27 protein-coding genes are annotated in these 23,999 nt (G+C 59.9%); 14 read left to right on the top strand and 13 right to left on the bottom strand.

Annotated elements, in window-relative coordinates:
- Nucleotides 1-95: 95 nt before the first annotated feature.
- The 5 genes from ACQ4MY_RS20225 to ACQ4MY_RS20205 all read right to left on the bottom strand — a co-directional run bounded on the left by ACQ4MY_RS20225 (nt 96) and on the right by ACQ4MY_RS20205 (nt 3,194).
- Nucleotides 96-545, bottom strand: a complete 450-nt coding sequence (locus ACQ4MY_RS20225; protein ID WP_123452623.1) for a Spy/CpxP family protein refolding chaperone — start codon at nt 543-545, stop codon at nt 96-98.
- 255 nt (nt 546-800) lie between these two features.
- The gene (locus ACQ4MY_RS20220; protein WP_008088822.1) at nt 801-1,478 is read right to left on the bottom strand and encodes a response regulator transcription factor; all 678 of its coding nucleotides are present in this window, start codon (nt 1,476-1,478) and stop codon (nt 801-803) included.
- A gap of 7 nt (nt 1,479-1,485) precedes the next feature.
- Nucleotides 1,486-1,896, bottom strand: coding sequence for a translation initiation factor 2 (locus tag ACQ4MY_RS20215; protein WP_440096386.1), 411 nt, complete (start codon nt 1,894-1,896; stop codon nt 1,486-1,488).
- A 397-nt stretch (nt 1,897-2,293) separates the two neighbouring features.
- Nucleotides 2,294-2,593, bottom strand: a complete 300-nt coding sequence (locus tag ACQ4MY_RS20210; RefSeq protein WP_007919677.1) for a YciI family protein — start codon at nt 2,591-2,593, stop codon at nt 2,294-2,296.
- A 1-nt stretch (nt 2,594) separates the two neighbouring features.
- Entirely contained in the window at nt 2,595-3,194 is a 600-nt protein-coding gene (locus tag ACQ4MY_RS20205) for a septation protein A (protein WP_158830667.1), read from the bottom strand.
- An 87-nt stretch (nt 3,195-3,281) separates the two neighbouring features.
- Between ACQ4MY_RS20205 and ACQ4MY_RS20200 the strand changes: the two genes are divergently transcribed.
- The 6 genes from ACQ4MY_RS20200 (at nt 3,282) to rluB (ending at nt 8,267) form a co-directional block, all read left to right on the top strand.
- Nucleotides 3,282-4,145, top strand: a complete 864-nt coding sequence (locus ACQ4MY_RS20200) for a PHP domain-containing protein (RefSeq protein WP_008088825.1) — start codon at nt 3,282-3,284, stop codon at nt 4,143-4,145.
- Nucleotides 4,146-4,158: 13 nt separating this feature from the next.
- Nucleotides 4,159-4,788: an L-threonylcarbamoyladenylate synthase gene (locus tag ACQ4MY_RS20195; RefSeq protein ID WP_038363745.1), complete on the top strand. Its 630-nt coding sequence runs from the start codon at nt 4,159-4,161 to the stop codon at nt 4,786-4,788.
- A gap of 123 nt (nt 4,789-4,911) precedes the next feature.
- Nucleotides 4,912-5,610 (top strand): segregation and condensation protein A, encoded by a 699-nt coding sequence (locus ACQ4MY_RS20190; protein ID WP_171057271.1) that lies wholly within the window; start codon nt 4,912-4,914, stop codon nt 5,608-5,610.
- An 11-nt stretch (nt 5,611-5,621) separates the two neighbouring features.
- Nucleotides 5,622-6,593: an SMC-Scp complex subunit ScpB gene (gene scpB / locus ACQ4MY_RS20185; RefSeq protein ID WP_440096258.1), complete on the top strand. Its 972-nt coding sequence runs from the start codon at nt 5,622-5,624 to the stop codon at nt 6,591-6,593.
- 104 nt (nt 6,594-6,697) lie between these two features.
- Nucleotides 6,698-6,889: a DUF1289 domain-containing protein gene (locus tag ACQ4MY_RS20180; protein ID WP_440096257.1), complete on the top strand. Its 192-nt coding sequence runs from the start codon at nt 6,698-6,700 to the stop codon at nt 6,887-6,889.
- Nucleotides 6,890-7,043: 154 nt separating this feature from the next.
- Nucleotides 7,044-8,267: a 23S rRNA pseudouridine(2605) synthase RluB gene (rluB, locus tag ACQ4MY_RS20175; RefSeq protein ID WP_008088830.1), complete on the top strand. Its 1,224-nt coding sequence runs from the start codon at nt 7,044-7,046 to the stop codon at nt 8,265-8,267.
- A 232-nt stretch (nt 8,268-8,499) separates the two neighbouring features.
- Here rluB and ACQ4MY_RS20170 read toward each other — a convergent pair whose 3' ends face one another.
- On the bottom strand, nt 8,500-9,465 hold the full coding sequence (locus tag ACQ4MY_RS20170) for a hypothetical protein (RefSeq protein WP_008088831.1): 966 nt from the start codon (nt 9,463-9,465) through the stop codon (nt 8,500-8,502).
- A 72-nt stretch (nt 9,466-9,537) separates the two neighbouring features.
- Nucleotides 9,538-9,675, bottom strand: a complete 138-nt coding sequence (locus ACQ4MY_RS20165) for a hypothetical protein (protein ID WP_003222780.1) — start codon at nt 9,673-9,675, stop codon at nt 9,538-9,540.
- A gap of 893 nt (nt 9,676-10,568) precedes the next feature.
- Here ACQ4MY_RS20165 and ACQ4MY_RS20160 point away from each other — a divergent pair.
- Nucleotides 10,569-11,981 (top strand): amino acid permease, encoded by a 1,413-nt coding sequence (locus tag ACQ4MY_RS20160; protein ID WP_008088839.1) that lies wholly within the window; start codon nt 10,569-10,571, stop codon nt 11,979-11,981.
- A gap of 190 nt (nt 11,982-12,171) precedes the next feature.
- The gene (arfB, locus tag ACQ4MY_RS20155) at nt 12,172-12,585 is read left to right on the top strand and encodes an alternative ribosome rescue aminoacyl-tRNA hydrolase ArfB (protein ID WP_007920134.1); all 414 of its coding nucleotides are present in this window, start codon (nt 12,172-12,174) and stop codon (nt 12,583-12,585) included.
- On the opposite strand, the gene ACQ4MY_RS20150 is transcribed toward arfB, so the two are convergent.
- From ACQ4MY_RS20150 to phhA, 6 genes are all read right to left on the bottom strand, one after another.
- Nucleotides 12,582-13,769: an MFS transporter gene (locus ACQ4MY_RS20150; protein WP_440096385.1), complete on the bottom strand. Its 1,188-nt coding sequence runs from the start codon at nt 13,767-13,769 to the stop codon at nt 12,582-12,584. The two genes, arfB and ACQ4MY_RS20150, sit on opposite strands and share 4 nt — an antisense overlap.
- Before the next feature lie 115 nt (nt 13,770-13,884).
- Nucleotides 13,885-14,103 carry a hypothetical protein gene (locus ACQ4MY_RS20145; protein WP_008088843.1) on the bottom strand — a complete coding sequence of 73 codons (219 nt, stop codon included), beginning with the start codon at nt 14,101-14,103 and terminating at the stop codon, nt 13,885-13,887.
- A 35-nt stretch (nt 14,104-14,138) separates the two neighbouring features.
- On the bottom strand, nt 14,139-14,270 hold the full coding sequence (locus ACQ4MY_RS20140; protein WP_008088845.1) for a hypothetical protein: 132 nt from the start codon (nt 14,268-14,270) through the stop codon (nt 14,139-14,141).
- A 261-nt stretch (nt 14,271-14,531) separates the two neighbouring features.
- On the bottom strand, nt 14,532-15,725 hold the full coding sequence (locus tag ACQ4MY_RS20135) for an amino acid aminotransferase (protein ID WP_440096256.1): 1,194 nt from the start codon (nt 15,723-15,725) through the stop codon (nt 14,532-14,534).
- Nucleotides 15,725-16,081 (bottom strand): 4a-hydroxytetrahydrobiopterin dehydratase, encoded by a 357-nt coding sequence (locus ACQ4MY_RS20130; RefSeq protein WP_016771115.1) that lies wholly within the window; start codon nt 16,079-16,081, stop codon nt 15,725-15,727. The genes ACQ4MY_RS20135 and ACQ4MY_RS20130 overlap by 1 nt, the downstream gene beginning before the upstream one ends.
- Before the next feature lie 69 nt (nt 16,082-16,150).
- Nucleotides 16,151-16,942 carry a phenylalanine 4-monooxygenase gene (gene phhA, locus ACQ4MY_RS20125; protein ID WP_440096255.1) on the bottom strand — a complete coding sequence of 264 codons (792 nt, stop codon included), beginning with the start codon at nt 16,940-16,942 and terminating at the stop codon, nt 16,151-16,153.
- Between the two features lie 373 nt (nt 16,943-17,315).
- On the opposite strand from phhA, the gene ACQ4MY_RS20120 reads away from it, so the two are divergent.
- From ACQ4MY_RS20120 to flgJ, 6 genes are all read left to right on the top strand, one after another.
- Nucleotides 17,316-18,878 (top strand): sigma-54-dependent phenylalanine hydroxylase transcriptional regulator PhhR, encoded by a 1,563-nt coding sequence (locus tag ACQ4MY_RS20120; protein ID WP_008085977.1) that lies wholly within the window; start codon nt 17,316-17,318, stop codon nt 18,876-18,878.
- Nucleotides 18,879-19,239: 361 nt separating this feature from the next.
- Nucleotides 19,240-19,980 (top strand): flagellar basal body rod protein FlgF, encoded by a 741-nt coding sequence (locus ACQ4MY_RS20115; RefSeq protein WP_008085975.1) that lies wholly within the window; start codon nt 19,240-19,242, stop codon nt 19,978-19,980.
- Between the two features lie 45 nt (nt 19,981-20,025).
- Complete coding sequence (gene flgG, locus ACQ4MY_RS20110) at nt 20,026-20,811, top strand: flagellar basal-body rod protein FlgG (protein WP_008085973.1); 786 nt, start codon at nt 20,026-20,028, stop codon at nt 20,809-20,811.
- Nucleotides 20,812-20,863: 52 nt separating this feature from the next.
- A complete protein-coding gene (gene flgH / locus ACQ4MY_RS20105) occupies nt 20,864-21,559 on the top strand; it encodes a flagellar basal body L-ring protein FlgH (RefSeq protein ID WP_158830659.1) in 696 nt (231 codons plus the stop codon).
- A 27-nt stretch (nt 21,560-21,586) separates the two neighbouring features.
- A complete protein-coding gene (locus ACQ4MY_RS20100; protein WP_081500479.1) occupies nt 21,587-22,675 on the top strand; it encodes a flagellar basal body P-ring protein FlgI in 1,089 nt (362 codons plus the stop codon).
- Nucleotides 22,676-22,686: 11 nt separating this feature from the next.
- Nucleotides 22,687-23,982 (top strand): flagellar assembly peptidoglycan hydrolase FlgJ, encoded by a 1,296-nt coding sequence (flgJ, locus tag ACQ4MY_RS20095; RefSeq protein ID WP_440096254.1) that lies wholly within the window; start codon nt 22,687-22,689, stop codon nt 23,980-23,982.
- Nucleotides 23,983-23,999 lie beyond the last annotated feature (17 nt).

Below are 23,999 nucleotides of genomic sequence, written 5' to 3'. Positions count from 1 at the left end.
GTCCCACAGTCAAAAGATCGCAGCGTGCCGCAGCTCCTACAGGGGCAAGTGCAAACAGGCCCGACGGGGTTAGCCGTCGGGCCATGGTCAGAACATTATTGCGCTTTTTGCGGCTGTTGCGCTTTCCACGCCTTGAACTCGGCCCATTCAGCGCGGCGTTCGGCCTGTTTCTTCTGGATCTCGTCGAATTTTTTCTGTTGATCCGGTTTCAGCACCGCACGCACATCGGTCTCGGCTTTCTTGTGGTTGGCTGCCATCTCGTCTTTCATGGCTTTCTGGTCAGCCGGCGAGAGTTTTTCCAGGTACTTGTCGACCACTTGCTTACGCTCGTGCATCTGCTCGCCCATGATCTTGCGGATCTGCTCGCGTTGTTCGCGGGACAGGTCGAGTTGGCTGTACGGGCCTTTGCCGTGCATGCCGTGCATCTGACCGCCGTGGCGTGGGCCGTCGAGCGGGCCACCCATCGGGCCGCCATCTTGCGGCATGGCCATGGCGACGGTTGGCAGAGCGGCAGCGAACATCAGAGCGATAAGAGTCTTGCGCATGGTGTATCTCCTTGTCTCGTTCCCGGTACGTTCCGGATGAGTTCAGATTACGGAGATCAAGGTCAGCGGCGGTCAGCACTGCGTAAAGCTTGGGTAAAGACGTTTCGTCATCAACCTTACACATATCCCTGTAGGAGCTGCGGCACGCTGCGATCTTTTGATCTGTCTTTTAAAAACAAGATCAAAAGATCGCAGCCTTCGGCAGCTCCTACAGGGGGAGGCGTCGGTTATCGTTGGCCGGGGGATGTGTGCGGTTCAGAGGCTGTAGTAGTAACCGCGGCTGCGCAGGGCGACGATGCGTGGGCGGCCATCCGGGTGCGGGCCGATCTTTTTGCGCAGGTTGCTGACGTGCATGTCGAGGCTGCGGTCATACAGGGTCAGCTTGCGGCCGAGGGCGAGCTGCGCCAGTTCCTGCTTGTCCAGCGGCTCACCCGGCTGTTTGAGCAGCGCTTCGAGCAGGCGGCTTTCGGACACGGTGAGGGTCAGTTCTTTCTCGTCGATGCTGACCACGCCGCGCACCGGGCTGAAGCTCAGGTCGCCCAGTTCCAGCTGCGTCGACACGGCGGCCGGGTGACTGCGGCGCAACACGGCGCGCAGGCGAGCGGTCAGCTCGCGCGGGTCGCACGGTTTGGCCAGATAATCATCGGCGCCGAGCTCCAGGCCGAGGATACGGTCCAGCGGCTCGCCACGGGCCGAGAGCATCAGCACCGGCAGGTCGGCATGGTCGCTGCGCAATTGCTTGAGCAACTCCAGACCGCTGCCGTCGGGCAGCATGACGTCCAGCACTACCGCCGCCGGGGCGGTTTCGGCCAACGCCTTGCGGGCGCTCTGGCCGTCGTGGCAGGCGCGCACCTGGAAGCCTTCCTGGCTCAACCAGCTACTCAGGAGTTCACACAACTCCTGGTCATCATCAATCAATAACAGCTCGCTCATGACTCACTCAATTTAGCCATTGCCGACGTTTTCGGCTTGCTCCACTGGCAAAGATACCGCAGAGCAGCGCCAATAGCGCTACTCCGGCTCCCGTGACGAACCACTGCTGCTGATCGGTCAGCAAGCGCGGCAGCGGGCTGGCCTGGGCTTCCTTGAGTTGCAGCTTGAGGCGCTGGTTCTCTTGGCGCAGTCGGGCGAGCTGAGCGCTTTCGCGTGCAGTGTCGGCACTTTGCAGTTGTTTATTCAACTCTTCCCGCTGCTGCTCGCTCGCTTTGAGGCGCTGTTGCAGCTCGGTGATCTGGCTGCCGGCGCTTAACGACAATGGCGTGGAGCTGCCGCCTTCGGTGGTTTCCTCACCATGGGCGGGCGCCATGATCGACAACGTCACCAACATCAGACACAACGGACCCTTGCGCATCGCGACACCTGCTTCCAAATGGATATTGGGCAGGTTGTCGGCAGGCAAACGAGAATAATGAGCGATTGAGATGGGTGAGAGGCGAGAAGGTTCAGTGCGCGGGAGGTGATGTTGGTGGCTGATGGGATTTTTGTGGCAGATGAGGGTTTTGTGGCAGGTGGGTATTTTTGGACAGATGAGTATTTGAGCCAGATGACTATTTGTGGCGAGGGGATTTATCCCCGTTGGACTGCGTAGCAGTCCTGAAATGGGAGCATGCGGTGTGTCAGGCACACCGCATTGGATGGCATTGGGGCGGCTTCGCCACCCAACGGGGATAAATCCCCTCGCCACAGAAATCCCCTCACCACAGGAATCCCCTTTGTCACAGTAACCCTGTAAGGCCCTGTCTTCAGCCTTAAGGCAGGACTTGTTTGAATGGTTTGACGACGACATTGGCATACACGCCAGCGGCGATGTACGGATCAGCATCAGCCCACGCTTGAGCAGCGCTCAGGGAATCGAACTCGGCGACGATCAGGCTGCCGGTAAAACCCGCTGCTCCCGGGTCATTGCTGTCGACGGCCGGGTGCGGGCCGGCCAATACGATGCGGCCTTCGCCCTTGAGCGCTTGCAGGCGTTCCAGATGCGCAGGGCGCGCGGCCAGGCGTGCTTCCAGTGAGTTGGCGACGTCGGTGGCAATGATTGCGTAGAGCATGTCAGTCCTCGGTTTTTGGTGTTGTTGTGGTATCGGCATCGTGCAGGTGGCGCGACAGGTAAATGCCCTGTGCGACCAGGAACAATACGGTCATGCCCAGGCTGCCGAACACCTTGAAGTCCACCCAGTAGCTTTGGAAGGTGAAGGCGACGAACAGGTTCGCCGCGCCGCAGAACAGGAAGAAAACGATCCAGGCGATGTTCAGGCGGGTCCAGACCGGATCCGGCAGGGTCAGCGCGTGGCCCATGATGCGTTTGATCAGCAGGCGGTCACCGATGAAGTGGCTGCCGATGAACGCGAGGGCGAACAGCCAGTTGACCACCGGCGCTTTCCATTTCAGGAAGGTCTCGCTGTGGAAGGTCAGCGTCAGGCTGCCAAACACCAGACAGGCGATCAGGGTCAGCCATTGGCTCTTTTCCAGCTTGCGCTGTTTGATGAAAAGCGCGCCGTACACTACCAGGGAGCTGATGATCAACATCGCGGTGGCGCTGTAAATACCGCCTACAGTGACTTCATGGCCAGCGATGTCGACGACCCGTGGATCAAGTTTGTAAACGATGAAGAACAGCAGAAGCGGGATGAAATCGATGAATTGTTTCACAGTGAGAGCCAGAAGCTGGATGTGGCGGCATAATAACAAACATATGGGCGCGCGATAGCGCCAGCTGATTTGAGGTTACAACTCCCCGTGAATGTTGATTTGCACTGCCATAGCACGGCCTCCGATGGCGCCCTGGCGCCTGCGGTTCTGGTTGCGCGTGCGTTCGAAAACGGCGTGCGAGTCCTGTCGTTGACCGACCACGACACCCTCGAAGGCCTCGCCGAAGCGCGTGTGGCTGCCAATGAGTTGGGCATGCAACTGGTCAACGGCGTCGAATTGTCCTGCACCTGGGGCGGCGCGACCATCCACGTGTTGGGCTACGGATTCGACGTCAACGCCGCGCCGTTGGTCGAGGCCATCGCCAAATTGCACGATGGCCGCTGGCTGCGGTCGGAAGAAATAAGCCGCAAGCTCGCCCTCAAGGGCATGCCCGGGGCCCTCGACGGCGCGCGGAAAATCCAGCAGGAGCTGGGCGACAGCGGCAACGCCCCGGCCCGTCCGCATTTCGCCGACTGGATGGTCCGCGAAGGTTTCGTCAAGGATCGCGCCGAGGCATTCCGCAAATGGCTCGGCGCCGGCAAGCTGGGCGACGTCAAGCTGCACTGGCCGACGCTGGAAGACACCGTGGGCACGCTGCGCGCCGCCAATGCCTGGGTCAGCCTGGCGCATCCGTGGCACTACGATTTCACCCGCAGCAAGCGCCGAAAGCTGATTGCCGACTATATTCAAGCAGGCGGGCATGCAATCGAGGTGGTCAATGGCCACCAGCCTGCGGAACAGGTGGGCAGCCTGGCAATCCTTGCCCGTGAGTTCGGTCTGCTGGTCAGTGCCGGCAGTGACTTCCATGGCCCTGGCGGCTGGTCCGAGATCGGCCAGTACCGGCCGGTTCCCGAGGACCTTCCACCCCTGTGGTGTCGGTTCAAACATGACACAGATATTGCCGCCGTCTGAACAGGTAGAGAATGTGAGTCAATTTTTCCAGATCCATCCGGAAAACCCACAAGCGCGCCTGATAAAACAGGCGGTCGAGATCATCCGCAAGGGCGGAGTGGTGGTTTATCCCACGGACTCTTCCTACGCCATCGGCTGCCAGATCGGCGACAAGACCGCCATCGAACGCGTGCGACGCCTGCGCCAGCTCGATGAAAAGCACAACTTCGCGCTGATCTGCAGCGACCTGTCGCAACTGGGCAACTACGCCAAGATCGACACCGGCACCTTCCGCATTCTCAAGGCGCACCTGCCGGGGCCTTACACTTTTATTCTCAACGCCACCCGCGAAGTGCCGCGCCTGCTGCTGCATCCAAAGAAGCGCACCATCGGCCTGCGCGTGCCCAGCCATCCGATCGCGCTGGCGCTGCTGGCCGAACTCGGCGAGCCGCTGATGAGCGTGACCCTGATCATGCCCGGCGATGAAGATCCGCTCAGCGATCCTTACGAAATGCGCCAATTGCTCGAACACCAGGTGGACTTGATCGTTGACGGCGGTTTTGGCGGCATCAAAGCCTCCACCGTGATCGACCTGACCGGCGACGACCCGGAAGTGGTCCGCGTCGGTTGCGGCGATCCGACGCCGTTCATGGTCGAGGCCTGAATGTCCGCAGTGGAAACCGTTGTCGATCCCCAGGCCGATGCCCAGCAAGAACTGCCGTTTGCCATGGTCTATGGCCAGGCGGTCATGGAAATGCCGCTGGACCTTTACATCCCGCCGGATGCCCTGGAAGTCTTCCTCGAAGCCTTTGAAGGCCCGCTCGACCTGTTGCTGTACCTGATCCGCAAACAGAACATCAACATACTCGACATCCCGGTGGCGGAAATCACCCGTCAGTACATGGGCTACGTCGAGTTGATGCAGTCGGTGCGCCTGGAACTCGCCGCCGAGTATCTGGTGATGGCCGCGATGCTCGCCGAGATCAAGTCGCGCATGCTCCTGCCGCGTGCTGAAACGGTCGAAGACGAAGAAGACGACCCGCGCGCCGAACTGATCCGCCGCTTGCAGGAATACGAGCGCTTCAAAGCTGCCGCTGAAGGTATCGACAACCTCAGCCGTGTCGGCCGCGATGTGGTCGTGCCCAAGCTCGACGCCCCGGAAGCCCGGGCGCGCAAGCTGCTGCCGGACGTGGCGCTGGAAGAGATTTTGATGTGCATGGCCGAAGTGCTGCGCCGTGGCGACATGTTTGAAAGCCACCAGGTCAGCCGCGAGGCACTGTCCACCCGTGAGCGCATGAGCGATGTGCTGGAACGGCTCAAGGGCGGCGGTTTTGTGCCGTTTGTCGAGCTGTTCACCGCCGAAGAAGGGCGACTGGGTGTGGTGGTGACCTTTATGGCGATCCTTGAACTGGTCAAGGAATCCTTGGTCGAGCTGGTGCAGAATGAGCCGTTCGCCGCGATCCACGTGCGAGCCCGAGCCGAATAACGAGTCGAAACATGAACCTGACTGAACCCCGCGAGCTGGCGCCCCTGCTTGAAGCCTTTCTGTTGGCCTCGGGAAAGCCGCAATCCCTTGAGCGTCTTTTTGAACTGTTCGAAGAAGGCGAACGGCCCGAGCCGGCAGTCTTCAAGAAAGCCCTGACCCTGCTCGGCAAGTCCTGCGAGGGCCGTGCGTTCGAGCTCAAGGAAGTCTCGTCCGGTTATCGCTTGCAGATCCGCGAGAAGTTTTCGCCGTGGGTTGGCCGCCTCTGGGAAGAGCGCCCGCAGCGTTATTCCCGAGCCTTGCTGGAAACCATCGCGCTGATCGCCTATCGCCAGCCGATCACCCGTGGCGAGATCGAAGACGTGCGCGGTGTGGCGGTGAACAGCAACATCGTCAAAACCTTGCTGGAGCGTGAGTGGATTCGTGTCGTCGGCTACCGCGACGTGCCGGGTAAACCGGCGATGTTTGCCACCACCAAGATGTTTCTCGATCACTTCAACCTGAAGAACCTCGAAGACCTGCCGCCACTCGCCGAACTGCGCGAAATGGAAACCGATCCGGTGCTCGATTTCGACGACGCGCCGGTGCCGCAGAGTCTGCAAGAACTAGCCGACGCCAGCGCCGAGCCGGAGGAAGAGAAGGAAGAAACCAGTTTCCACACCTTGCTGCTGGAGCTGGACAGCATGGAGGAGGGCATCAAGACCGACTTCGACGATTTGCTGCGGGATGCGGCGGATGGTGAGGCGCCGACGTCCGAGCCTGAAGTCGAGGTCGCTGAGCCCGTCATTGAAGTTGAACTTGAAACCGAGCGAGAAGCCGAACCGGAAGAGGACATTCTTGGCGTCGCCGAAGCCCGCGAAAAGCTGTTGGCCGCCGTCGCCGCCCTCGAACAACCCGCGCCCGAACCCGAGCTGAGCGAAGAAGAAGCCGAAGCCCGAGCATTGGCCGAAGCCATCGAAGCCGAACGCCGCGAGTTTGAAGACTGAGGGGCGCCGAAAAGATCGCAGCCTTCGGCAGCTCCTACAGGGGCCGCATTCCAATGTAGGAGCTGCCGAAGGCTGCGATCTTTTGATCTCCCAAAGGTACCCAAATGAGTTCAGCAAAAGCCCCCTGCATCAGCCTCTGCAAATTCACCGACGACATCTGCCTCGGCTGTGGCCGCAGCAAACGCGAAATCAAAGCCTGGAAGAAACTCGACAAGGACGACAAGCGCACGGTGCTCGCCGAAGCCGCGTTGCGCCTGATCAAACTCGGTAACGCCGGCCGGCGGAAAAAGAAATAACTGTCCATTGATCAGCTAGTCTCTGATGCGCGATGGCGCACATCCGCGTATGATTTGCGACCCTTCGCCGATCCCTTCGGCCGAGAACCCAGATTTCAATGCTTCAGGCGCCCAATTCAGAGCGCCTGAACAGACCACACCGGGAGGTGCCCAGATGAGTGACATTAATCAGAAAGACGACCAGGAAATCGGCCCAGCAGGCGAAAAGCTGCAGAAAGTCCTCGCCCGTATCGGCGTCGGCTCGCGCCGTGACGTGGAATCCTGGATCAGCCAGGGCCGGATCAAGGTCAATGGCAAAGACGCCACCCTCGGTCTGCGTGTCGATCTGCACGACGCCATCACCATTGATGGCAAGGTGATCAAGCGCGAAGAAGCGGCCGAATCGGTTCGCCGCGTGATCATGTACAACAAACCCGATGGCGAGATCTGCACCCGTGACGATCCGGAAGGCCGTCCGACCGTGTTCGACAAGCTGCCGCGTCCGAAAGAAGGCCGCTGGATCAACATCGGTCGTCTCGACATCAACACCACCGGTTTGCTGATGTTCACCACCGACGGTGAACTGGCCAACCGCCTGATGCACCCGTCCTACGAGATGGACCGTGAATACGCGGTGCGTGTACGCGGTGAAGTCGATGACGAAATGATCGAACGTCTGAAAGCTGGCGTGGTGCTGGAAGACGGCCCGGCCAAGTTCACCGACATCAAGCAGGCTCCGGGTGGTGAAGGCTTCAACCACTGGTACCACTGCGTGGTGATGGAAGGCCGTAACCGTGAGGTTCGTCGCCTGTGGGAATCGCAGGGTCTAGTGGTCAGCCGTCTGAAGCGCGTGCGTTTCGGTCCGGTGTTCCTCAACTCGGACCTGCCGATGGGCCGCTGGCGCGAAATGAGCCAGTACGAAGTCGACATCCTCAGTGCTGAAGTCGGCCTGACGCCGGTGGCGATGCCGCAACTGAACGCCAAGAGCAAAGACAAGCTTGAGCGTATGCAGCGCAAATCGTCGCGTCCGATGGGCAAGACCGAGCGCGTACGCACGCTGCGTCCAGCCGCTGGCGCGCCGACCGGCCCACGCCCAAGCCGCGAGCCGCAGATCGAAGGCGAGCGTCCAGGTCGCAAGCCAGTTGCCGCCCGTGACGGCGAGCGCGCCCCGCGTCCGGCAAACGGTCGCACTGAACGTGGCGAGCGTGGCGCTCCTGCCGGTCGCGGTACGCCAGTGGCGGATCGTCCAGCAGACACTACCAACAAGCGTCCGGCCAAGCCTGCGCCGAAGCGTCCGGGCATCAAGCTGGTTGACGGCGACAAGCCGTCGGGCAAGCGTCGTGGTGCTCCGGCAGGTTCGGGTCAGCGTCCGGGGTTTGGTCGCAAGAAGCCGGAATAAGGCAGTTGTGAGCTTCTAGCGGCAAGCTTCAAGCTCAAGCAAAAACGCCAACCTCAGGGTTGGCGTTTTTTTTTGTCTGACGAAAGTGTTGTGGTGGCTGGGCCGGGCCCATCGCGGGCAAGCCCGCTCCCACAGGGTTTTCTGTCGTTCACAGAGTTTGTGTATACCCATGAAACCTGTGGGAGCGGGCTTGCCCGCGATGAGGCCGGAAGCAGTCCCGTCAATTCCAGCCTTAAAAGACAAAGCGGCCATCAAACACAGGTTTGTCATCCAGCGCCAAAACACCGCCCGAGAAGATCAGGTCCAGGTGATGACTGCCCTTGGCCCCGCCGCCCAATCCCAGATGCAACCCACAATGTCGCTCCTCAAACCCGGCATTGCGTGCATACAAATCCTTCACGCCTTCATTGGTGCCGATCCCCAATTCCTCGATGCGCCGGTTCGACGGATTGGCGTCCAGGTACTTGTTGAAATCATGCTCCAGCCCCGGCACATCCGTGGCGATACGGCTGATGGTCGAGTTCTCGATCCACAACTCCAGCGGTGATTCCAGCACGCCGTATTTGCGCGCAAACGGAATGGTGCTGAGAAACGTACCTTTGAACTTCACATGGCCATTGATCGCTTCACTGTGCGTGGCGATTTCGCCGGGCGCCAGGTCGAAGTTGCCGACGCCGTTGATGTCGGTCCATTTCTTGATGCTGCTCAGCGGCGTTTCAAACCATGAGCCTTCGTCGTCCTTGAAACTCAGCGTGGTCGCGTGGGACATACGCTGGATCAAATGGCTGTTCAATCCGGCAATCCGCTGCGGCGTGACACTGAAGGTGTCGTAGAAATAATCACCGTAATCCTTGAACAGCAGCGACTTCTTCCAGTTTTCCGCCATCACGCTTTGCAGTGCACGGACAAACTCCGGGCCGTCAGGGCGTGGATGGGGCAGGGTGGAAGAGTCGTAGAAGAAAATGTACAGATCGCTGTCGGTAATCGCCGAAGTCAGCGCTGCGGTGCTTTCCAGATCCAGGCGTCGAGCGCTGAACTGGAAGCGTGGATGATCACCGGCCTGTTCGGCGATGGCGCCGGTCAGTGCCTGGTAATCCTCCGTGTGGCCGAGCAAAACCCGCGCCGAATCGAGGCCGGCGAGGGCTGGGTGATGTTCGAGGTAGTAAAGGAAATGCGAGATCGCGCGGGGCTTATCCATGAGTCCTCCCTGACTGACCGAGAAGAAAAGCGGCAGGCACGACCGGCCGGATCGTGCCTGCCCGGGGATGTCTTACAGAGGCCACATCGCCGTGCCGAACGGAACCACCGCGTCGGCTTGCATCATTTCCACGGCGGCTTCGTGGGTCGGTGCTTCAAACCATTCGTCCAGTTGCAGTTCGGTATCCAAGTCTTTTTCCAGTGCTTGCATGGTCGATCTCCCAGATGGTTTTTTCACGGTTGTGACTGGCCGGTCAGTTGTCCGGCGAGACGTGAAGAACCTAGTTGAGGGTTTTTTGTTATGCAAAAAATTATTTATTTAATTTTTAAATAGACTTTTTATTCCGTTTTTCTGGGGTGGTTTTCTCATTTAAAAACAGAAAACTATCCGAGCCTTTGGATGCGCACGACAGCCACCGTCAATTTGCAGACGTCCTACAGATATTTCTGAATTGGCAATATTGCGTTACGCATCGTAAAGAAATATTTACGGAAAGTGCGCTAAACCCCAGTGGAACCATCCTTGATCCGGCGCTGTAAGGAAAAGCTGCCGCAAGCCCGCCGTTCGGCCACCGTGCGCGGCTCTGGCGCGCTTGTTTCAGCGACGTTTGCAGGGTGAGATGCGCCCCATGCCTGCCGTGCAGGTGCATAACAAGAAGGAGGCGCAATGAACGCCGTGACTGATCTCCACTTCTCTCCGTGGGACGGTTTTTTCCTCGTCCTCGTCGATGGCCCGCAAAGGCCTGACTCATTTTTTGCAGCCGCTCGGGCCTCCCGAGGCGGACACACGCAATCCCGGCAACCGCCACGCTGATCCAGCGGGGTCTGGCAGCAGGGGGTTAGCGGTGTACAATGCGCCGCGTTTTAACTGTGACCCTCTGCGTAATCGCGCAACCTCAAGGCCATCCGCCTTGTTCACTCCGCCGCGCCACAAGCGTGTCGGGTTCGATTTCGTCACAGATAAAAACAAACAGGTGACGCATGACCGTTGTAAATAAGCTGAACTCCTGGTGCCTGCGCTGGGGTTTGATCGGGGCTGCTTGAAATCGCAACCTTGCAGCAACGTCTACTGAACATCATCAAACCTTGCGTGAGACCTTTTTCATGAGTGGACAACCCTCGCAATCAGGCGAGCTGAAACGCGGCCTGAAAAATCGCCACATTCAACTGATCGCCCTCGGTGGCGCGATCGGTACCGGATTGTTCCTCGGCTCGGCCGGGGTACTGAAATCCGCCGGCCCGTCGATGATCCTCGGCTACGCCATCTGCGGCTTCATCGCCTTCATGATCATGCGCCAGTTGGGCGAGATGATTGTTGAAGAGCCGGTGGCCGGTTCCTTCAGTCATTTCGCGCACAAGTACTGGGGCGGCTTTGCCGGTTTCCTCTCGGGCTGGAACTGCTGGATTCTGTACATTCTGGTGGGTATGTCGGAGCTGACGGCGGTCGGCAAGTACATTCACTACTGGGCGCCGGACATCCCGACCTGGGCGTCTGCAGCAGCCTTCTTCGTACTGATCAACGCGATCAACCTGGCCAACGTCAAAGTCTTCGGTGAGGCCGAATTCTGGTTCGCGATCATCAAGGTCGTGGCAATCGTCGGCATGATTGCGCTCGGTAGCTACCTGCTGGTCAGCGGCAACGGCGGCCCGCAAGCATCGGTAACCAACCTGTGGTCGCACGGCGGGTTCTTCCCCAACGGCGTCAGCGGTCTGGTGATGGCCATGGCGATCATCATGTTCTCCTTCGGCGGTCTGGAAATGCTCGGTTTCACCGCAGCGGAAGCCGACAAGCCGAAAACCGTGATCCCGAAAGCGATCAATCAGGTCATCTACCGCATCCTGATTTTCTACATCGGCGCGCTGGTCATCCTGCTGTCGCTGACCCCGTGGGACAGCCTGCTGGAAACCCTCAACGCGTCCGGCGATTCGTACAGCGGCAGCCCGTTCGTGCAAGTGTTCTCGATGCTCGGCAGCAGCACCGCCGCACACATCCTCAACTTCGTGGTACTGACTGCGGCATTGTCGGTGTACAACAGCGGCACCTACTGCAACAGCCGTATGCTGCTGGGCATGGCCGAGCAGGGCGATGCGCCGAAAGGCCTGGCGAAGATCGACAAGCGTGGTGTGCCGGTGCGTTCGATTCTGGCCTCGGCAGCGGTGACCGTGATTGCCGTGTTGCTCAACTACCTGATCCCGCACAGCGCGCTGGAACTGCTGATGTCGCTGGTGGTTGCGACGCTGGTGATCAACTGGGCGATGATCAGCTTCTCGCACTTCAAGTTCCGTCAGCACATGAACAAGACGAAGCAGACGCCGCTGTTCAAGGCGCTGTGGTACCCGTACGGCAACTATGTCTGCCTGGCGTTCGTGGTGTTCATCCTTGGCGTGATGCTGCTGATCCCGGGGATTCAGATCTCGGTGTACGCGATTCCGGTGTGGGTCGTGTTCATGTGGGTTTGCTACGTGATCAAGAACAAGCGCAGTGCGCAAACTGCGTTGCCTGCGACCGCCAAGTAACCGCGCGCGCAGAAACGACAAACCCGGCCAAAGTGCCGGGTTTGTCATTTCTGCACATTCGCCCTGTAGGAGCTGCCGCAGGCTGCGATCTTTTGATCTTGCTTGTTAAAAGATCAAAAGATCGCAGCCTGCGGCAGCTCCTACAGGGTTCATGGCGTATCCTGTGCGCTCTGAATACGGACGCTTTTCCATGCTGGTGATTTCCAACAACGTGCATCTGCCGGATGCCGAGATCGAATTGACCGCCATCCGCGCGCAAGGCGCCGGCGGACAGAACGTCAACAAGGTCTCCAGCGCCATGCATCTGCGCTTCGATATTCCGGCCTCGTCGTTGCCCGAGTTTTACAAGGAGCGCTTGCTGGCGTTGCGCGACAGTCGCATCACCAGCGATGGCGTGTTGATCATCAAGGCCCAGCAATACCGCACGCAGGAAGCCAATCGCGCCGATGCGTTGGAGCGTCTGGTCGAGTTGATTCTCAGTGCCACCAAAGTCGAAAAGAAACGCCGCCCGACCAAGCCGACCCTTGGTTCAAAGAAGCGTCGGCTCGAATCGAAAACCAAGCGCGGCAGCATCAAGGCCGGGCGCGGCAAGGTGGATTTCTAGTCTTCGCGATACTTGGCGGTGTGCTTGTACAGATAGACGCTCAGGGCCAATCCGCTTAGCGAGGCGAGGGCGGCGAAGAGGAAGATCGAGGCAAAGCCGAATCCTGCCGCAATCGCGCCGGCCAATGGCCCGGTGATCCCCAGCGACAAATCGATGAACAGCGAATAGGCGCCGACCGCTGCGCCACGGCTGGACGCAGGCACCAGATTCACCGCTTCTACGCCCAGCGCCGGGAACACCAGCGAGAAACCGAAACCGCTCAACGCTGCACCGGCCAATGCCCAGTGCGCATCCGGGGCCAGCCACAGCAGCAGCAAGCCCAGCGTTTCCACGGACAGACAGGCAATCGCCACGCGGAAGCCGCCGAGGCGGTTGATCAAGTTGCCGAACAGCAGGCGCGCACCGATGAAGCTGGCGCCGAACAGGCTCAGGCACAGCACGGCGTTGTCCCAATGCTGGGTGGCGTAATACAGGGTGATGAAGGTAGCGATGGTGCCGAAACCGATCGAGCCCAGCGCCAGACCGCAGCCGTGGGGAAATACTTTACCGAGCACATGCATGAAGGGCAGGCGTTCACCGACGACAATCGGTGCGGCGGTTTTCGGCCACGCCAGCAGCAAACCAATGATCGCCAGCAAGATGATGCTGACGCCCATGCTCCACAACCCCAGTTTGTCGACCAGCCAGACACCGAACGGTGCACCGATCGCGAGGGCGCCGTAACTGGCGATACCGTTCCAGGAAATCACCTTGGCGGTGTTCGCTGCGCCAACCCGGCCGATGCCCCAACCAATTGAACCGGAACCGACCAGACTTTCGGCGCTGCCCAGCACCAGTCGACCGATCAATAAACTGATCAGGCTGAGCATCGGCATGTTCGGTGTCCACGCCGAGATCAGCATGAACACCCCGCTCAAGCCGCATCCGGCCAAACCAATCATCACCGCACGTTTGCTGCCCTTGTTGTCGATGATCTTGCCGGCATACGGGCGGCTGAGCAGGGTGGCGAGGTATTGCACGCTGATCACCAGGCCGGCGATCACCGCACCGAAACCGAGGTCGCTGTGCACGTAACCCGGCAACACCGCCAGCGGAATGCCGATGTTCAGGTAACCGATGAAGGTGAAGAGGACGATGGAAACGACTTGCAGCGTGACCGCCAGGGGACGCTGGGGTTCGGACATAGAGGACGACATGGGTAACGATCCACGGGGGGCGGCAGATTAGATAGGCTGCTTATGATACCGGCGCGGACGCGTCTGGGGCGGGAAAAGTAAAACTATTTGCCGGGTGGCGGCTTCAGGATTTGTCCGGGGCAACCAGTTGCGTGGTGACCAGGGCGGCCAGGGCGTTTTCTTCGCTGCCGAAACGGGCGAGCAGGGCGGCGCGTTTTTCCGGGGAGAGGCGGTTCCAGATCTCGATCATCTTCTCGGTGGCGCCGATCAGTACGGCAGCTTGGCTTTCAGAGAATTCGTCGGTCATGGCGGGCTCGGGGTTCAGGCAGTGTGGAAAGCGCATGTTAGCGCTTTCCACACGGTCTGTACGACGGGGTCTTACTCTTCGTTGTCGGCCGGACGGCTCTCAACGGCTTCTTTCGGCTCGGGCTGTTGGGCGCCGGCTTGTTGCGTGGTCGTCTGCTCAGGTACGTGCAGGCTTGGGAAGGGGAGATTAGGAATCTCGTGCATGGTTGCGCTCCTCGCTAAGTCTGTTGATAGATCTGGTAGATCCGCGCTTTTACAAAGCCTGCGCAGGATACAGCAGGAAAAATGACAATCAGACTTTTAATTGAAAATAATGCGACAGATGGCCGCAGGGGCGCGCAAAACCAAAGGTCACCACAAAACAAATGTAGGAGCTGCCGCAGGCTGCGATCTTTTGATCTGTGTTTTTAAAATCAAGATCAAAAGATCGCAGCCTTCGGCAGCTCCTACAGGGGGATTGCGGTGTTATTTGCTGACGTTGGCGATTGCTTCGGCCAGCAGCGCGAGGCGCGTGGCGTCGATGCCGGCGACGTTCGCCCGGCCTGAGCTGACCATGTACACACTGTGATGCTCACGCAGTTGTTGCACTTGCTCCGGCGACAGGCCGGTGTAAGAGAACATGCCGCGCTGCACGCCAATGTGCGCAAAGCGCTCGCGCAGACCGTGAGGCTCCAGCGCTTCAACCAGACCGCTGCGCAGTTGCGCAATGCGCAAACGCATGGCTTCCACTTCATCGGCCCAGCGCGCTTTCAGCTCTGGATCGGCGAGGATCGTCGCGACCACCGCAGCACCGTGATCCGGCGGTGTCGACCACAAGTTGCGGGCGATGTTGGCCAGTTGGCTGCGGATGTCGATGAGCTTGTCGGCGGTTTTCGCGCAGACAATCAGCGCACCCGTGCGATCACGATACAGGCCGAAGTTTTTTGAGCAGGAACTGGTGATCAGCAACTCCGGCAGTTCAGCGGCGAACAACCGTGTCGACCATGCATCCTGCTCCAGACCGTCGCCAAAACCCTGGTAGGCAAAGTCGATCAGCGGCAGCAGATTGCGGCTGCGCACCACATCAAGCACGCGCTGCCAGTCGTCGTGGTTCAAGTCGAAACCGGTCGGGTTGTGGCAGCACGCGTGCAGCAGCACCACATCACCTTTCGGCACTTCATTGAGCACGGCGAGCATGGCTTCGACGTCGAGGCGGTTGTCGCTGCCCACATACGGGTAGTGACTGACCTTGACCCCGGCCGCGGCGAAAATGGTTTCGTGAATCGGCCAGGTCGGGTTGCTCAACCACACGCCTTTGCCTGGCAGGCATTGGGCGATGAAGTCCGCCGCCAGACGCAGGGCACCGGTGCCGCCCGGCGTCTGAGTGGCGCCGGCGCGTTGTTCGGCGATCAGCTTCGAATCGGCGCCAAGCACCAACTCGTTGATGACTTTGCCGAACAGCGGGTTGCCGTGGCCGCCAATGTAGGTCTTGGTGTCCTGGCTTTCGACCAGTCGCGCTTCGGCGATTTTCACCGCTTCAGGGATCGGCGTCAGGCCCTGGGCATCCTTGTAGACGCCAACGCCCAGGTCGAATTTGCGCGGGTTGGAGTCCTGCGCATACGCCTCCATCAAGCCGAGGATCGGGTCGCCGGGTACCCGGCCGATGGCGTCGAAGTGCATTACTTGCGTCCTTCTGCAGTCTTGGCCACTTCGTCAGTGCGCGCGGCCATGATGAAGTCGTTGCGGTGCAGGCCTTTGATCGAGTGGCTCCACCAGGTCACAGTGACTTTGCCCCACTCGGTCAGCAGACCCGGGTGGTGACCTTCGGCCTCGGAGATTTCACCGACGGCGTTGGTGAAGGCCAGCGCGTGCTTGAAGTTCTTGAACAGGAAAACTTTCTCCAGCTGCATGATGCCGTCGCGAACTTCGATGTTCCAGTCAGGGATCTGCTTGATCAGGATCGGCAGTTCTTCGTCGCTGACTTGTGGCGCATCGGCGCGGCAGGCTTCGCAGTGGGCTTGGTTCAATGTGGACATGGTCGGTTCCTGAATTCGATTCTTGTTGGAAATTACTATCTTTGCACGCAAGTCGCGAGCGGGTTCTGCTCAGGCCGCTTTCGGCTTTGGCGGAAATTTCGGCGCATGCAGGCCCAGCTGCATGCCTTGTTTGACCATGGCCATGATGTCTTCATGGGCCACGTCGAACAGGCGCTTGAGGTTCGGCAGGACGAAGTACAGCGGTTGCAGGATGTCGATGCGGTATGGCGTGCGCATTGCTTCGAGTGGATCGAAGACTTGATGCTCAGGCTCGTCCGACAGCGAATAAACGGTTTCTTTGGGCGAAGACAGAATGCCGCCGCCGTAGATGCGTTTGCCCTGCGGGGTGTCGACCAAGCCGAACTCGATGGTCATCCAGTACAGACGCGCCAGGTACACGCGTTCTTCCTTGGTCGCTTGCAGGCCGAGTTTGCCGTAGGTGTGGGTGAATTCGGCGAACCACGGGTTGGTCAGCAGCGGGCAGTGGCCAAAAATCTCGTGGAAAATGTCCGGCTCTTGCAGGTAGTCCAGTTCTTCGCGGGTACGGATAAAAGTCGCGACGGGAAACTGCTTGCTGGCGAGCAATTCAAAAAAAAACTGGAAGGGAATCAGCGCCGGAACCCGCGCGACCTGCCAACCGGTGGTCTCGCCGAGCACCTTGTTGATCTCGCCGAGTTGCGGAATGCGGTCGTGGGGCAGACCGAGTTTTTCGATACCGTCCAGATACTCCTGGCAGGCACGCCCTTCGATCACTTTCAACTGGCGAGTGATCAGCGTGTTCCACACCGCGTGTTCTTCGGCGGGGTAGTCGATAAAACCTTGCGCATCGGGCTCGCGGGCCACGTATTGCGTCTGCTTCATACTGCTCTCCTGCTAGGGGAATTCGTTCTTGTTATGTCCAGCGATGGACTCAGAATTACCTGAGAGCGGGTTGATGTGCAGCAGGTTGAATGGCCTGCGCGTAGGAAATTTCTCTTTAATTCGTAAAGTTATCGTTACGGTTTGACCGCCGTCGCGCATTTTCGGTGATTTTCAGGTTTGAAAAGCCTGATGGCTGTCACATAATCTTGACAACTATCTGCGTGCCACCACAGAAAAGTCTGGCGCGGTCCCCTGTAGGCCTTCGCCTGCTCGCGATAGCGGTGTATCAGTCAGCATCAATATCAACTGACCCAAAGCCATCGCGAGCAGGCGAAGGCCTACAGGTTCCTCATCGTTTATTCGGGCGATTTATATGCGTATCAAAGTCCACTGCCAGAACCGCATCGGCATCCTGCGCGACATTCTTAACCTGCTGGTGGCCTACGGGATCAACGTCGCGCGCGGCGAGGTCGGTGGTGAGCACGGCAACGCGATCTACCTGCATTGCCCGAACCTGATCAACATTCAATTCCAGGCGCTGCGGCCGAAGTTCGAGGCGATTGCCGGGGTGTTCGGCGTCAAGCGGGTAGGGCTGATGCCCAGCGAGCGTCGGCACATGGAACTGAACGCCTTGCTCGGCGCGCTGGAGTTTCCGGTATTGTCGATCGACATGGGCGGTTCGATCGTCGCGGCCAACCGCGCGGCGGCACAATTGCTCGGCGTGCGGGTCGATGAGGTGCCGGGCATTCCGTTGTCGCGGTACGCCGAGGATTTCGATTTGCCGGAACTGGTGCGCGCCAACAAATCGCGGATCAACGGCATGCGCGTCAAGGTCAAGGGCGACATCTTTCTCGCCGACATCGCGCCGCTGCAGTCAGAGCATGACGACAGCGAAGCCATGGCCGGTGCGGTGCTGACATTGCATCGCGCGGATCGTGTGGGCGAGCGTATCTACAACGTGCGTAAACAAGAGCTGCGTGGTTTCGACAGCATCTTCCAGAGTTCGAAAGTCATGGCGGCGGTGGTGCGTGAAGCCCGGCGCATGGCACCGCTGGATGCGCCTCTATTAATTGAAGGGGAAACCGGCACCGGCAAGGAATTGCTGGCGCGCGCCTGTCACCTCGCCAGCCCGCGCGGGCAATCGCCGTTGATGGCACTCAACTGCGCTGGCCTGCCGGAATCGATGGCCGAAACCGAGTTGTTCGGCTACGGCCCTGGCGCGTTCGAAGGCGCTCGCGCCGAAGGCAAGCTCGGCCTGCTGGAACTGACGGCGGGCGGCACACTGTTTCTTGACGGCGTTGGCGAAATGAGCCCGCGCTTGCAGGTGAAGTTGCTGCGCTTTCTGCAAGACGGCTGCTTCCGTCGTGTCGGCAGCGATGAAGAGGTTTATCTGGATGTGCGGGTGATCTGCGCGACGCAGGTCGACTTATCGGAATTGTGCGCGCGCGGCGAGTTTCGCCAGGATTTGTATCACCGTTTGAACGTGCTCTCGCTGCACATTCCGCCACTGCGCGAATGCCTCGACGGCTTGACGCCGCTGGTCGAGCACTTCCTCGATCAGGCCAGTCGGCAGATCGGCTGTTCACTGCCCAAACTGGCGCCGGCGGCGATGGATCGGCTCAGTCATTACCATTGGCCGGGCAACGTGCGGCAATTGGAGAACGTGCTGTTCCAGGCGGTTTCGTTGTGCGATGGCGGCACGGTGAAAGCCGAGCATATTCGCTTGCCGGATTACGGCGTGCGTCAGCCGCTTGGCGATTTTTCGCTGGAGGGCGGGCTCGACGAGATTGTCGGGCGCTTCGAGAAAGCGGTGCTGGAGCGTTTGTATTCCGAGCATCCGAGCAGCCGGCAGTTGGGCAAACGACTGGGGGTTTCGCACACCACCATTGCCAACAAACTGCGTGAATACGAAGTCGGCAAAGACCCCGAAAGCTAAAAGCAACACAGTGGTGAGAAGAACTTTTGTGGCGAGGGGATTTATCCCCGATCGGCTGCGCAGCAGTCGCAAAACCTGCAAATGAGGTCGTCCTGAAGGAAAAGCGGGGCGGCTTCGCCACCCATCGGGGATAAATCCCCTCGCCACAGGGTTATTCATCCAGCCCGAGATCGGTATTGCCGCCAAGCGGCATAACACCGCCGGTTTTTCGACTTCGATACATTTCAAATTTCCCCCCATCATCCCCCAAGTCCTTTGTTTACCGGGCCTCGCGCCGCCAGAAAAAAGTTGGTCTGCAAATTGCTTATGGCTCAGCAGTACAGCGGTGGGCGGCAAACGTCCGGCATGCAGAGGAAAGAGTGTGGACAAGTACCTTTATGTGGCAATGACCGGCGCCAGCCAGAACGCACTGGCGCAAAAGGCGCATGCCAACAACCTGGCGAACATCTCCACCAACGGTTTTCAGCGCGATCTGGAGCAGGCGCGTTCGATGCCGGTGTTTGGTGACGTCTTTCCGGCGCGTGCGTTTGCCATGAGCGAACGGCCGGCCACCGACTTCACGCCGGGCTCGCTGGTGCAGACCGGTCGGGACCTCGACGTCGCCGTGACCGGCAACGGTTTTATCGCCGTGCAGAACCCTAACGGTGGCGAAAGCTACGTGCGCACCGGCAGCCTCAACATCGACGCCCTTGGCGTACTGCGCGCCGGCAACGGCATGCCGGTCATGGGCAACGGCGGTCCGATCGCCGTGCCGCCGGAGCAGCAAGTCGAAGTCGGCGAAGACGGCACCATCAGCATTCGTGCAATGGGTGAAGGCCCGCGCGTCATGGCGGAAGTCGACCGCATCAAGCTGGTCAACCCCGACATCAAGAACATGAACAAAGGCCTCGACGGCTCGATTTATACCAAGGACGGCCAACCGGCGCCGGCCGATGCCAACGTCAAACTGGTCTCGGGTTTCCTTGAGTCGAGCAACGTCAATGCCGTCGAAGAGATGACCTCGGTGCTGGCGCTGGCCAAGCAGTTCGAGTTGCACGTCAAGATGATGAACACCGCCAAAGACGACGACCAGGCCATGGCTCGGGTCTTGCAGATCAGCTAATTATCAGAACGTCGCGCCGTAAAACAGGCGCACGAGGAGAATCGAATGCTTCCGGCTCTATGGGTTGCCAAAACAGGTCTGTCCGCCCAGGACACCAACCTGACTACTATTTCCAACAACCTGGCCAACGTCTCGACCACGGGTTTCAAACGTGACCGCGCCGAGTTCCAGGACCTGCTGTATCAGATCAAGCGTCAGCCAGGCGCCCAGTCGACTCAGGACAGCGAACTGCCGTCGGGTCTGCAAGTGGGTACCGGTGTGCGCATCGTCGGCACGCAGAAAAACTTCACTGCCGGCAGCCTGCAAACCACCGAGCAGCCGCTCGACCTGGCGGTAGACGGTCGCGGTTTCTTCCAGATCCTGCAGCCGGACGGCACCACGTCCTACACCCGTGACGGTACCTTCCACCTCGACTCCAACGGTCAGGTGGTGAACGCCAGCGGCTTTGCTCTGGAGCCAGCGATTGTCATCCCAAACAACGCCCAGACCTTCACCGTCGGTCGTGACGGCACCGTGTCGATCACCGTTGCCGGCAACCCGGCTTCGCAAGTGATCGGCAACCTGCAAACTGCCGACTTCATCAACCCGGCCGGCCTGCAAGCCGTGGGCAACAACCTGTTCCTGGAAACCGCCGCTTCCGGCGCACCGCAAGTCGGTACGCCAGGCCTGAACGGTTTCGGTACCACGCTGCAGAACACCCTGGAAACGTCCAACGTCAGCACCGTTGAAGAGATGGTCAACATGATCACCACTCAGCGCGCCTACGAGATGAACTCCAAGGTGATCTCCACCGCCGACCAGATGCTCTCGTTCGTAACGCAGAATCTGTAATCAAGTCTATGAGGCGGCCATGAGGTCGCCTGCAACACCGTGAGGTAGGGTCATGAATCGCTTCGTATCTGTTCTGGCATTGAGTGGGGTCGTCTCGCTCGCGGGCTGCGTCGCTCCGACGCCCAAGCCCAATGACCCTTACTACGCTCCGGTGTTGCCGCGCACGCCGTTGCCGGCGGCCGCCAATAACGGCTCGATCTATCAGGCCGGCTTCGAGCAGAACCTGTACAGCGACCGCAAGGCGTTCCGGGTCGGTGACATCATCACCATCACCCTGAACGAGCGCACGCAGGCGAGCAAGAACGCCAACTCGCAGATGGACAAGAACAGTGACAACAAGATCGGCCTGACCTCGTTGTTCGGTTCCAGCCTGACCACCAACAACCCGATTGGCGGCAACGACCTGAGTCTGAACGCTGGCTACAGTGCCGACCGCTCGACCAAGGGTGATGCCAAGTCCGGGCAGAGCAACAGCCTGACCGGTTCGATCACTGTGACCGTCGCCGACGTGCTGCCCAACGGCATCATCGCCGTGCGCGGCGAGAAGTGGCTGACGCTGAACACGGGTGACGAATTGGTCCGCATTGCCGGCCTGGTGCGCGCCGATGACATCGCCACGGACAACACGGTGTCGTCGACCCGGGTCGCCGATGCTCGCATCACCTACTCGGGTACCGGCGCGTTTGCCGATACGAGTCAGCCAGGCTGGTTCGACCGTTTCTTCCTCAGCCCGCTGTTCCCTTTCTAGGTGGCTACGTTGAATTTCAAACACCTGATGCTGGCTGCGACCTTGATGTCCGCAGCCTTTGGTGCCCACGCCGAGCGGCTGAAAGATATCGCCAGCATTTCCGGCGTGCGCTCCAACCAGTTGATCGGTTACGGCCTGGTGGTCGGGCTTAACGGCACCGGCGACCAGACGACGCAAACCCCGTTCACCCTGCAGACCTTCAACAACATGCTCTCGCAGTTCGGTATCAAGGTACCGCCGGGATCGGGCAACGTGCAGCTGAAAAACGTCGCGGCGGTGTCGATCAGTGCCGACTTGCCGGCGTTCGCCAAACCGGGTCAGCAGGTCGACATCACCGTGTCCTCGATCGGTAACTCCAAGAGCCTGCGTGGCGGCACCCTGTTGCTGACCCCGCTCAAGGGTATCGATGGCAACGTCTATGCGGTCGCTCAGGGCAACCTGGTGGTCGGCGGTTTTGATGCTGAAGGCCGTGACGGTTCGAAGATCACCGTCAACGTTCCGTCGGCCGGTCGCATCCCCGGCGGTGCTTCGGTGGAGCGTTCGGTACCGAGTGGTTTCAATCAGGGCAACAGCCTGACGCTGAACCTCAACCGTTCCGACTTCACCACTGCCAAGCGCATCGTCGACAAGATCAACGACATGCTCGGCCCTGGCGTGGCCCAAGCCATCGACGGCGGCTCGGTACGTGTGACGGCACCGCTCGATCCGAGCCAGCGCGTCGATTATCTGTCGATCCTGGAAAACCTCGAAGTCGATCCGGGCCAGGCTGTGGCGAAAGTCATCATCAACTCGCGCACCGGCACCATCGTCATTGGCCAGAACGTGAAAGTCTCGCCAGCCGCCGTGACCCACGGCAGCCTGACCGTGACCATCACCGAAGACCCGATTGTCAGCCAGCCAGGTCCGCTGTCCAACGGCCAGACCGCTGTCGTGCCACGCTCGCGGGTCAACGCCGAGCAGGAAGCCAAACCGATGTTCAAATTCGGCCCGGGCACCACCCTCGACGAGATCGTGCGTGCGGTGAACCAGGTCGGCGCGGCGCCGGGTGACTTGATGGCGATCCTTGAAGCATTGAAGCAGGCCGGCGCGTTGCAAGCCGACCTGATCGTGATCTGAGGCCGACCTTTATGGATATGCGCAAAAGCGGTCTGGTCAGTAGCAGCGATTCGGGGTCTTACTCTGACCTCAATCGTCTGAACCAGCTCAAGGTCGGCGACAAGGACAGCGATGCGAACATGCGCAAGGTGGCGCAGGAATTCGAATCGCTGTTCCTCGGCGAAATGCTCAAGTCGATGCGTTCGGCCACTGAGGCACTGGGCCAGGACAACCCGCTGAACACGCCGGCAGCCAAGCAGTATCAGGAAATGTACGACCAGCAATTGGCGGTGTCGCTGTCCCGTGAGGGCGGTGGTATTGGCCTGGCCGACGTGCTGATGCGCCAGATGTCGAAGAACAAACCGCTGGCGCCGGGCGAGGCGGCTGCCGCGTCCGCCGCCAAGCAGGAAGCCGCCCTGGCCAAGGCCGCTGCCGTGGCAACGCCGATTGCTGCCGGCACCGTCGCCACCAATGGGCCGTTGTCGCGCCTCAATGGTGAGCGTCCGTTGTGGGCGTCGCGCTCGGTGAATGCACCGAACACGCAGTTGGCGCATCGCAATGACATGGAAATGATCAACCAGCGCCGTCTGGCCTTGCCGCCGAAACTGGCCGACCGTTTGCTCGCCGGCCTGGTGCCGTCGGCCACGACCAATGCCACGACGCAATTGCCGCAACGCGCAACGACGGCGGCGGCGACGACCGGCTCCGGCGCGTTGTACAACGGCGACTGGCTGGCCCGTGCGGAAAACGAAAAAGCCTCCGGCGGCCAGATGCAGGTTTACGGTCGCGCCATGGCGCAGATTCCGTTGGCACCGGCGAAGAAAGCCTTCAGTTCCGCCGACGAATTCGTCAACACCATGCTGCCGATGGCCAAGGAAGCTGCCGACCGCATCGGCGTCGATCCGCGTTATCTGGTGGCGCAAGCCGCACTGGAAACCGGCTGGGGCAAATCGGTCATGCGCGCACAGGATGGCAGCAGCAGCCACAACCTGTTCGGCATCAAGGCGAGCAGCAACTGGAAGGGCGATTCGGCCCGTGCGATCACCAGCGAGTTCCGCAACGGTGCGATGGTCAAGGAGACGGCCGAGTTCCGTTCCTACGCCTCGTACAAGGACAGCTTCCACGATCTGGTGACTTTGCTGCAGAGCAATAATCGCTATCAAGAAGTGCTGAAGTCGGCCGATAACCCAGAACAGTTTGTACGTGAGTTGCAAAAGGCCGGTTACGCCACCGACCCGAACTACGCGACAAAGATTTCGCAGATTGCCAAGCAGATGAACGTAACTCAGAACTACGCTGCGGCGGGCGTTACGACAACGCCTCTATAAAACATAAAGTAAGGTTT

The sequence above is a fragment of the Pseudomonas sp. SM4 genome, from assembly GCF_051913165.1.
Lineage (GTDB): Bacteria > Pseudomonadota > Gammaproteobacteria > Pseudomonadales > Pseudomonadaceae > Aquipseudomonas.
The sequence above is the reverse complement of the archived record's forward strand: the minus strand, read 5'-3'. Positions and strand labels throughout refer to the sequence as shown.

Coding starts and splice junctions, on each gene's coding strand:
- ACQ4MY_RS20225 (WP_123452623.1), bottom strand. CDS start 545: ATGCGCAAGACTCTTATCGCTCTGATGTTCGCTGCCGCTCTGCCAACC.
- ACQ4MY_RS20220 (WP_008088822.1), bottom strand. CDS start 1,478: ATGAGCGAGCTGTTATTGATTGATGATGACCAGGAGTTGTGTGAACTC.
- ACQ4MY_RS20215 (WP_440096386.1), bottom strand. CDS start 1,896: ATGCGCAAGGGTCCGTTGTGTCTGATGTTGGTGACGTTGTCGATCATG.
- ACQ4MY_RS20210 (WP_007919677.1), bottom strand. CDS start 2,593: ATGCTCTACGCAATCATTGCCACCGACGTCGCCAACTCACTGGAAGCA.
- scpB (WP_440096258.1), top strand. CDS start 5,622: ATGAACCTGACTGAACCCCGCGAGCTGGCGCCCCTGCTTGAAGCCTTT.
- ACQ4MY_RS20180 (WP_440096257.1), top strand. CDS start 6,698: ATGAGTTCAGCAAAAGCCCCCTGCATCAGCCTCTGCAAATTCACCGAC.
- rluB (WP_008088830.1), top strand. CDS start 7,044: ATGAGTGACATTAATCAGAAAGACGACCAGGAAATCGGCCCAGCAGGC.
- ACQ4MY_RS20170 (WP_008088831.1), bottom strand. CDS start 9,465: ATGGATAAGCCCCGCGCGATCTCGCATTTCCTTTACTACCTCGAACAT.
- ACQ4MY_RS20165 (WP_003222780.1), bottom strand. CDS start 9,675: ATGCAAGCACTGGAAAAAGACTTGGATACCGAACTGCAACTGGACGAA.
- ACQ4MY_RS20160 (WP_008088839.1), top strand. CDS start 10,569: ATGAGTGGACAACCCTCGCAATCAGGCGAGCTGAAACGCGGCCTGAAA.
- arfB (WP_007920134.1), top strand. CDS start 12,172: ATGCTGGTGATTTCCAACAACGTGCATCTGCCGGATGCCGAGATCGAA.
- ACQ4MY_RS20150 (WP_440096385.1), bottom strand. CDS start 13,769: ATGTCCGAACCCCAGCGTCCCCTGGCGGTCACGCTGCAAGTCGTTTCC.
- ACQ4MY_RS20145 (WP_008088843.1), bottom strand. CDS start 14,103: ATGCGCTTTCCACACTGCCTGAACCCCGAGCCCGCCATGACCGACGAA.
- ACQ4MY_RS20140 (WP_008088845.1), bottom strand. CDS start 14,270: ATGCACGAGATTCCTAATCTCCCCTTCCCAAGCCTGCACGTACCTGAG.
- ACQ4MY_RS20135 (WP_440096256.1), bottom strand. CDS start 15,725: ATGCACTTCGACGCCATCGGCCGGGTACCCGGCGACCCGATCCTCGGC.
- ACQ4MY_RS20130 (WP_016771115.1), bottom strand. CDS start 16,081: ATGTCCACATTGAACCAAGCCCACTGCGAAGCCTGCCGCGCCGATGCG.
- phhA (WP_440096255.1), bottom strand. CDS start 16,942: ATGAAGCAGACGCAATACGTGGCCCGCGAGCCCGATGCGCAAGGTTTT.
- ACQ4MY_RS20120 (WP_008085977.1), top strand. CDS start 17,316: ATGCGTATCAAAGTCCACTGCCAGAACCGCATCGGCATCCTGCGCGAC.
- flgG (WP_008085973.1), top strand. CDS start 20,026: ATGCTTCCGGCTCTATGGGTTGCCAAAACAGGTCTGTCCGCCCAGGAC.
- flgH (WP_158830659.1), top strand. CDS start 20,864: ATGAATCGCTTCGTATCTGTTCTGGCATTGAGTGGGGTCGTCTCGCTC.
- ACQ4MY_RS20100 (WP_081500479.1), top strand. CDS start 21,587: ATGCTGGCTGCGACCTTGATGTCCGCAGCCTTTGGTGCCCACGCCGAG.
- flgJ (WP_440096254.1), top strand. CDS start 22,687: ATGGATATGCGCAAAAGCGGTCTGGTCAGTAGCAGCGATTCGGGGTCT.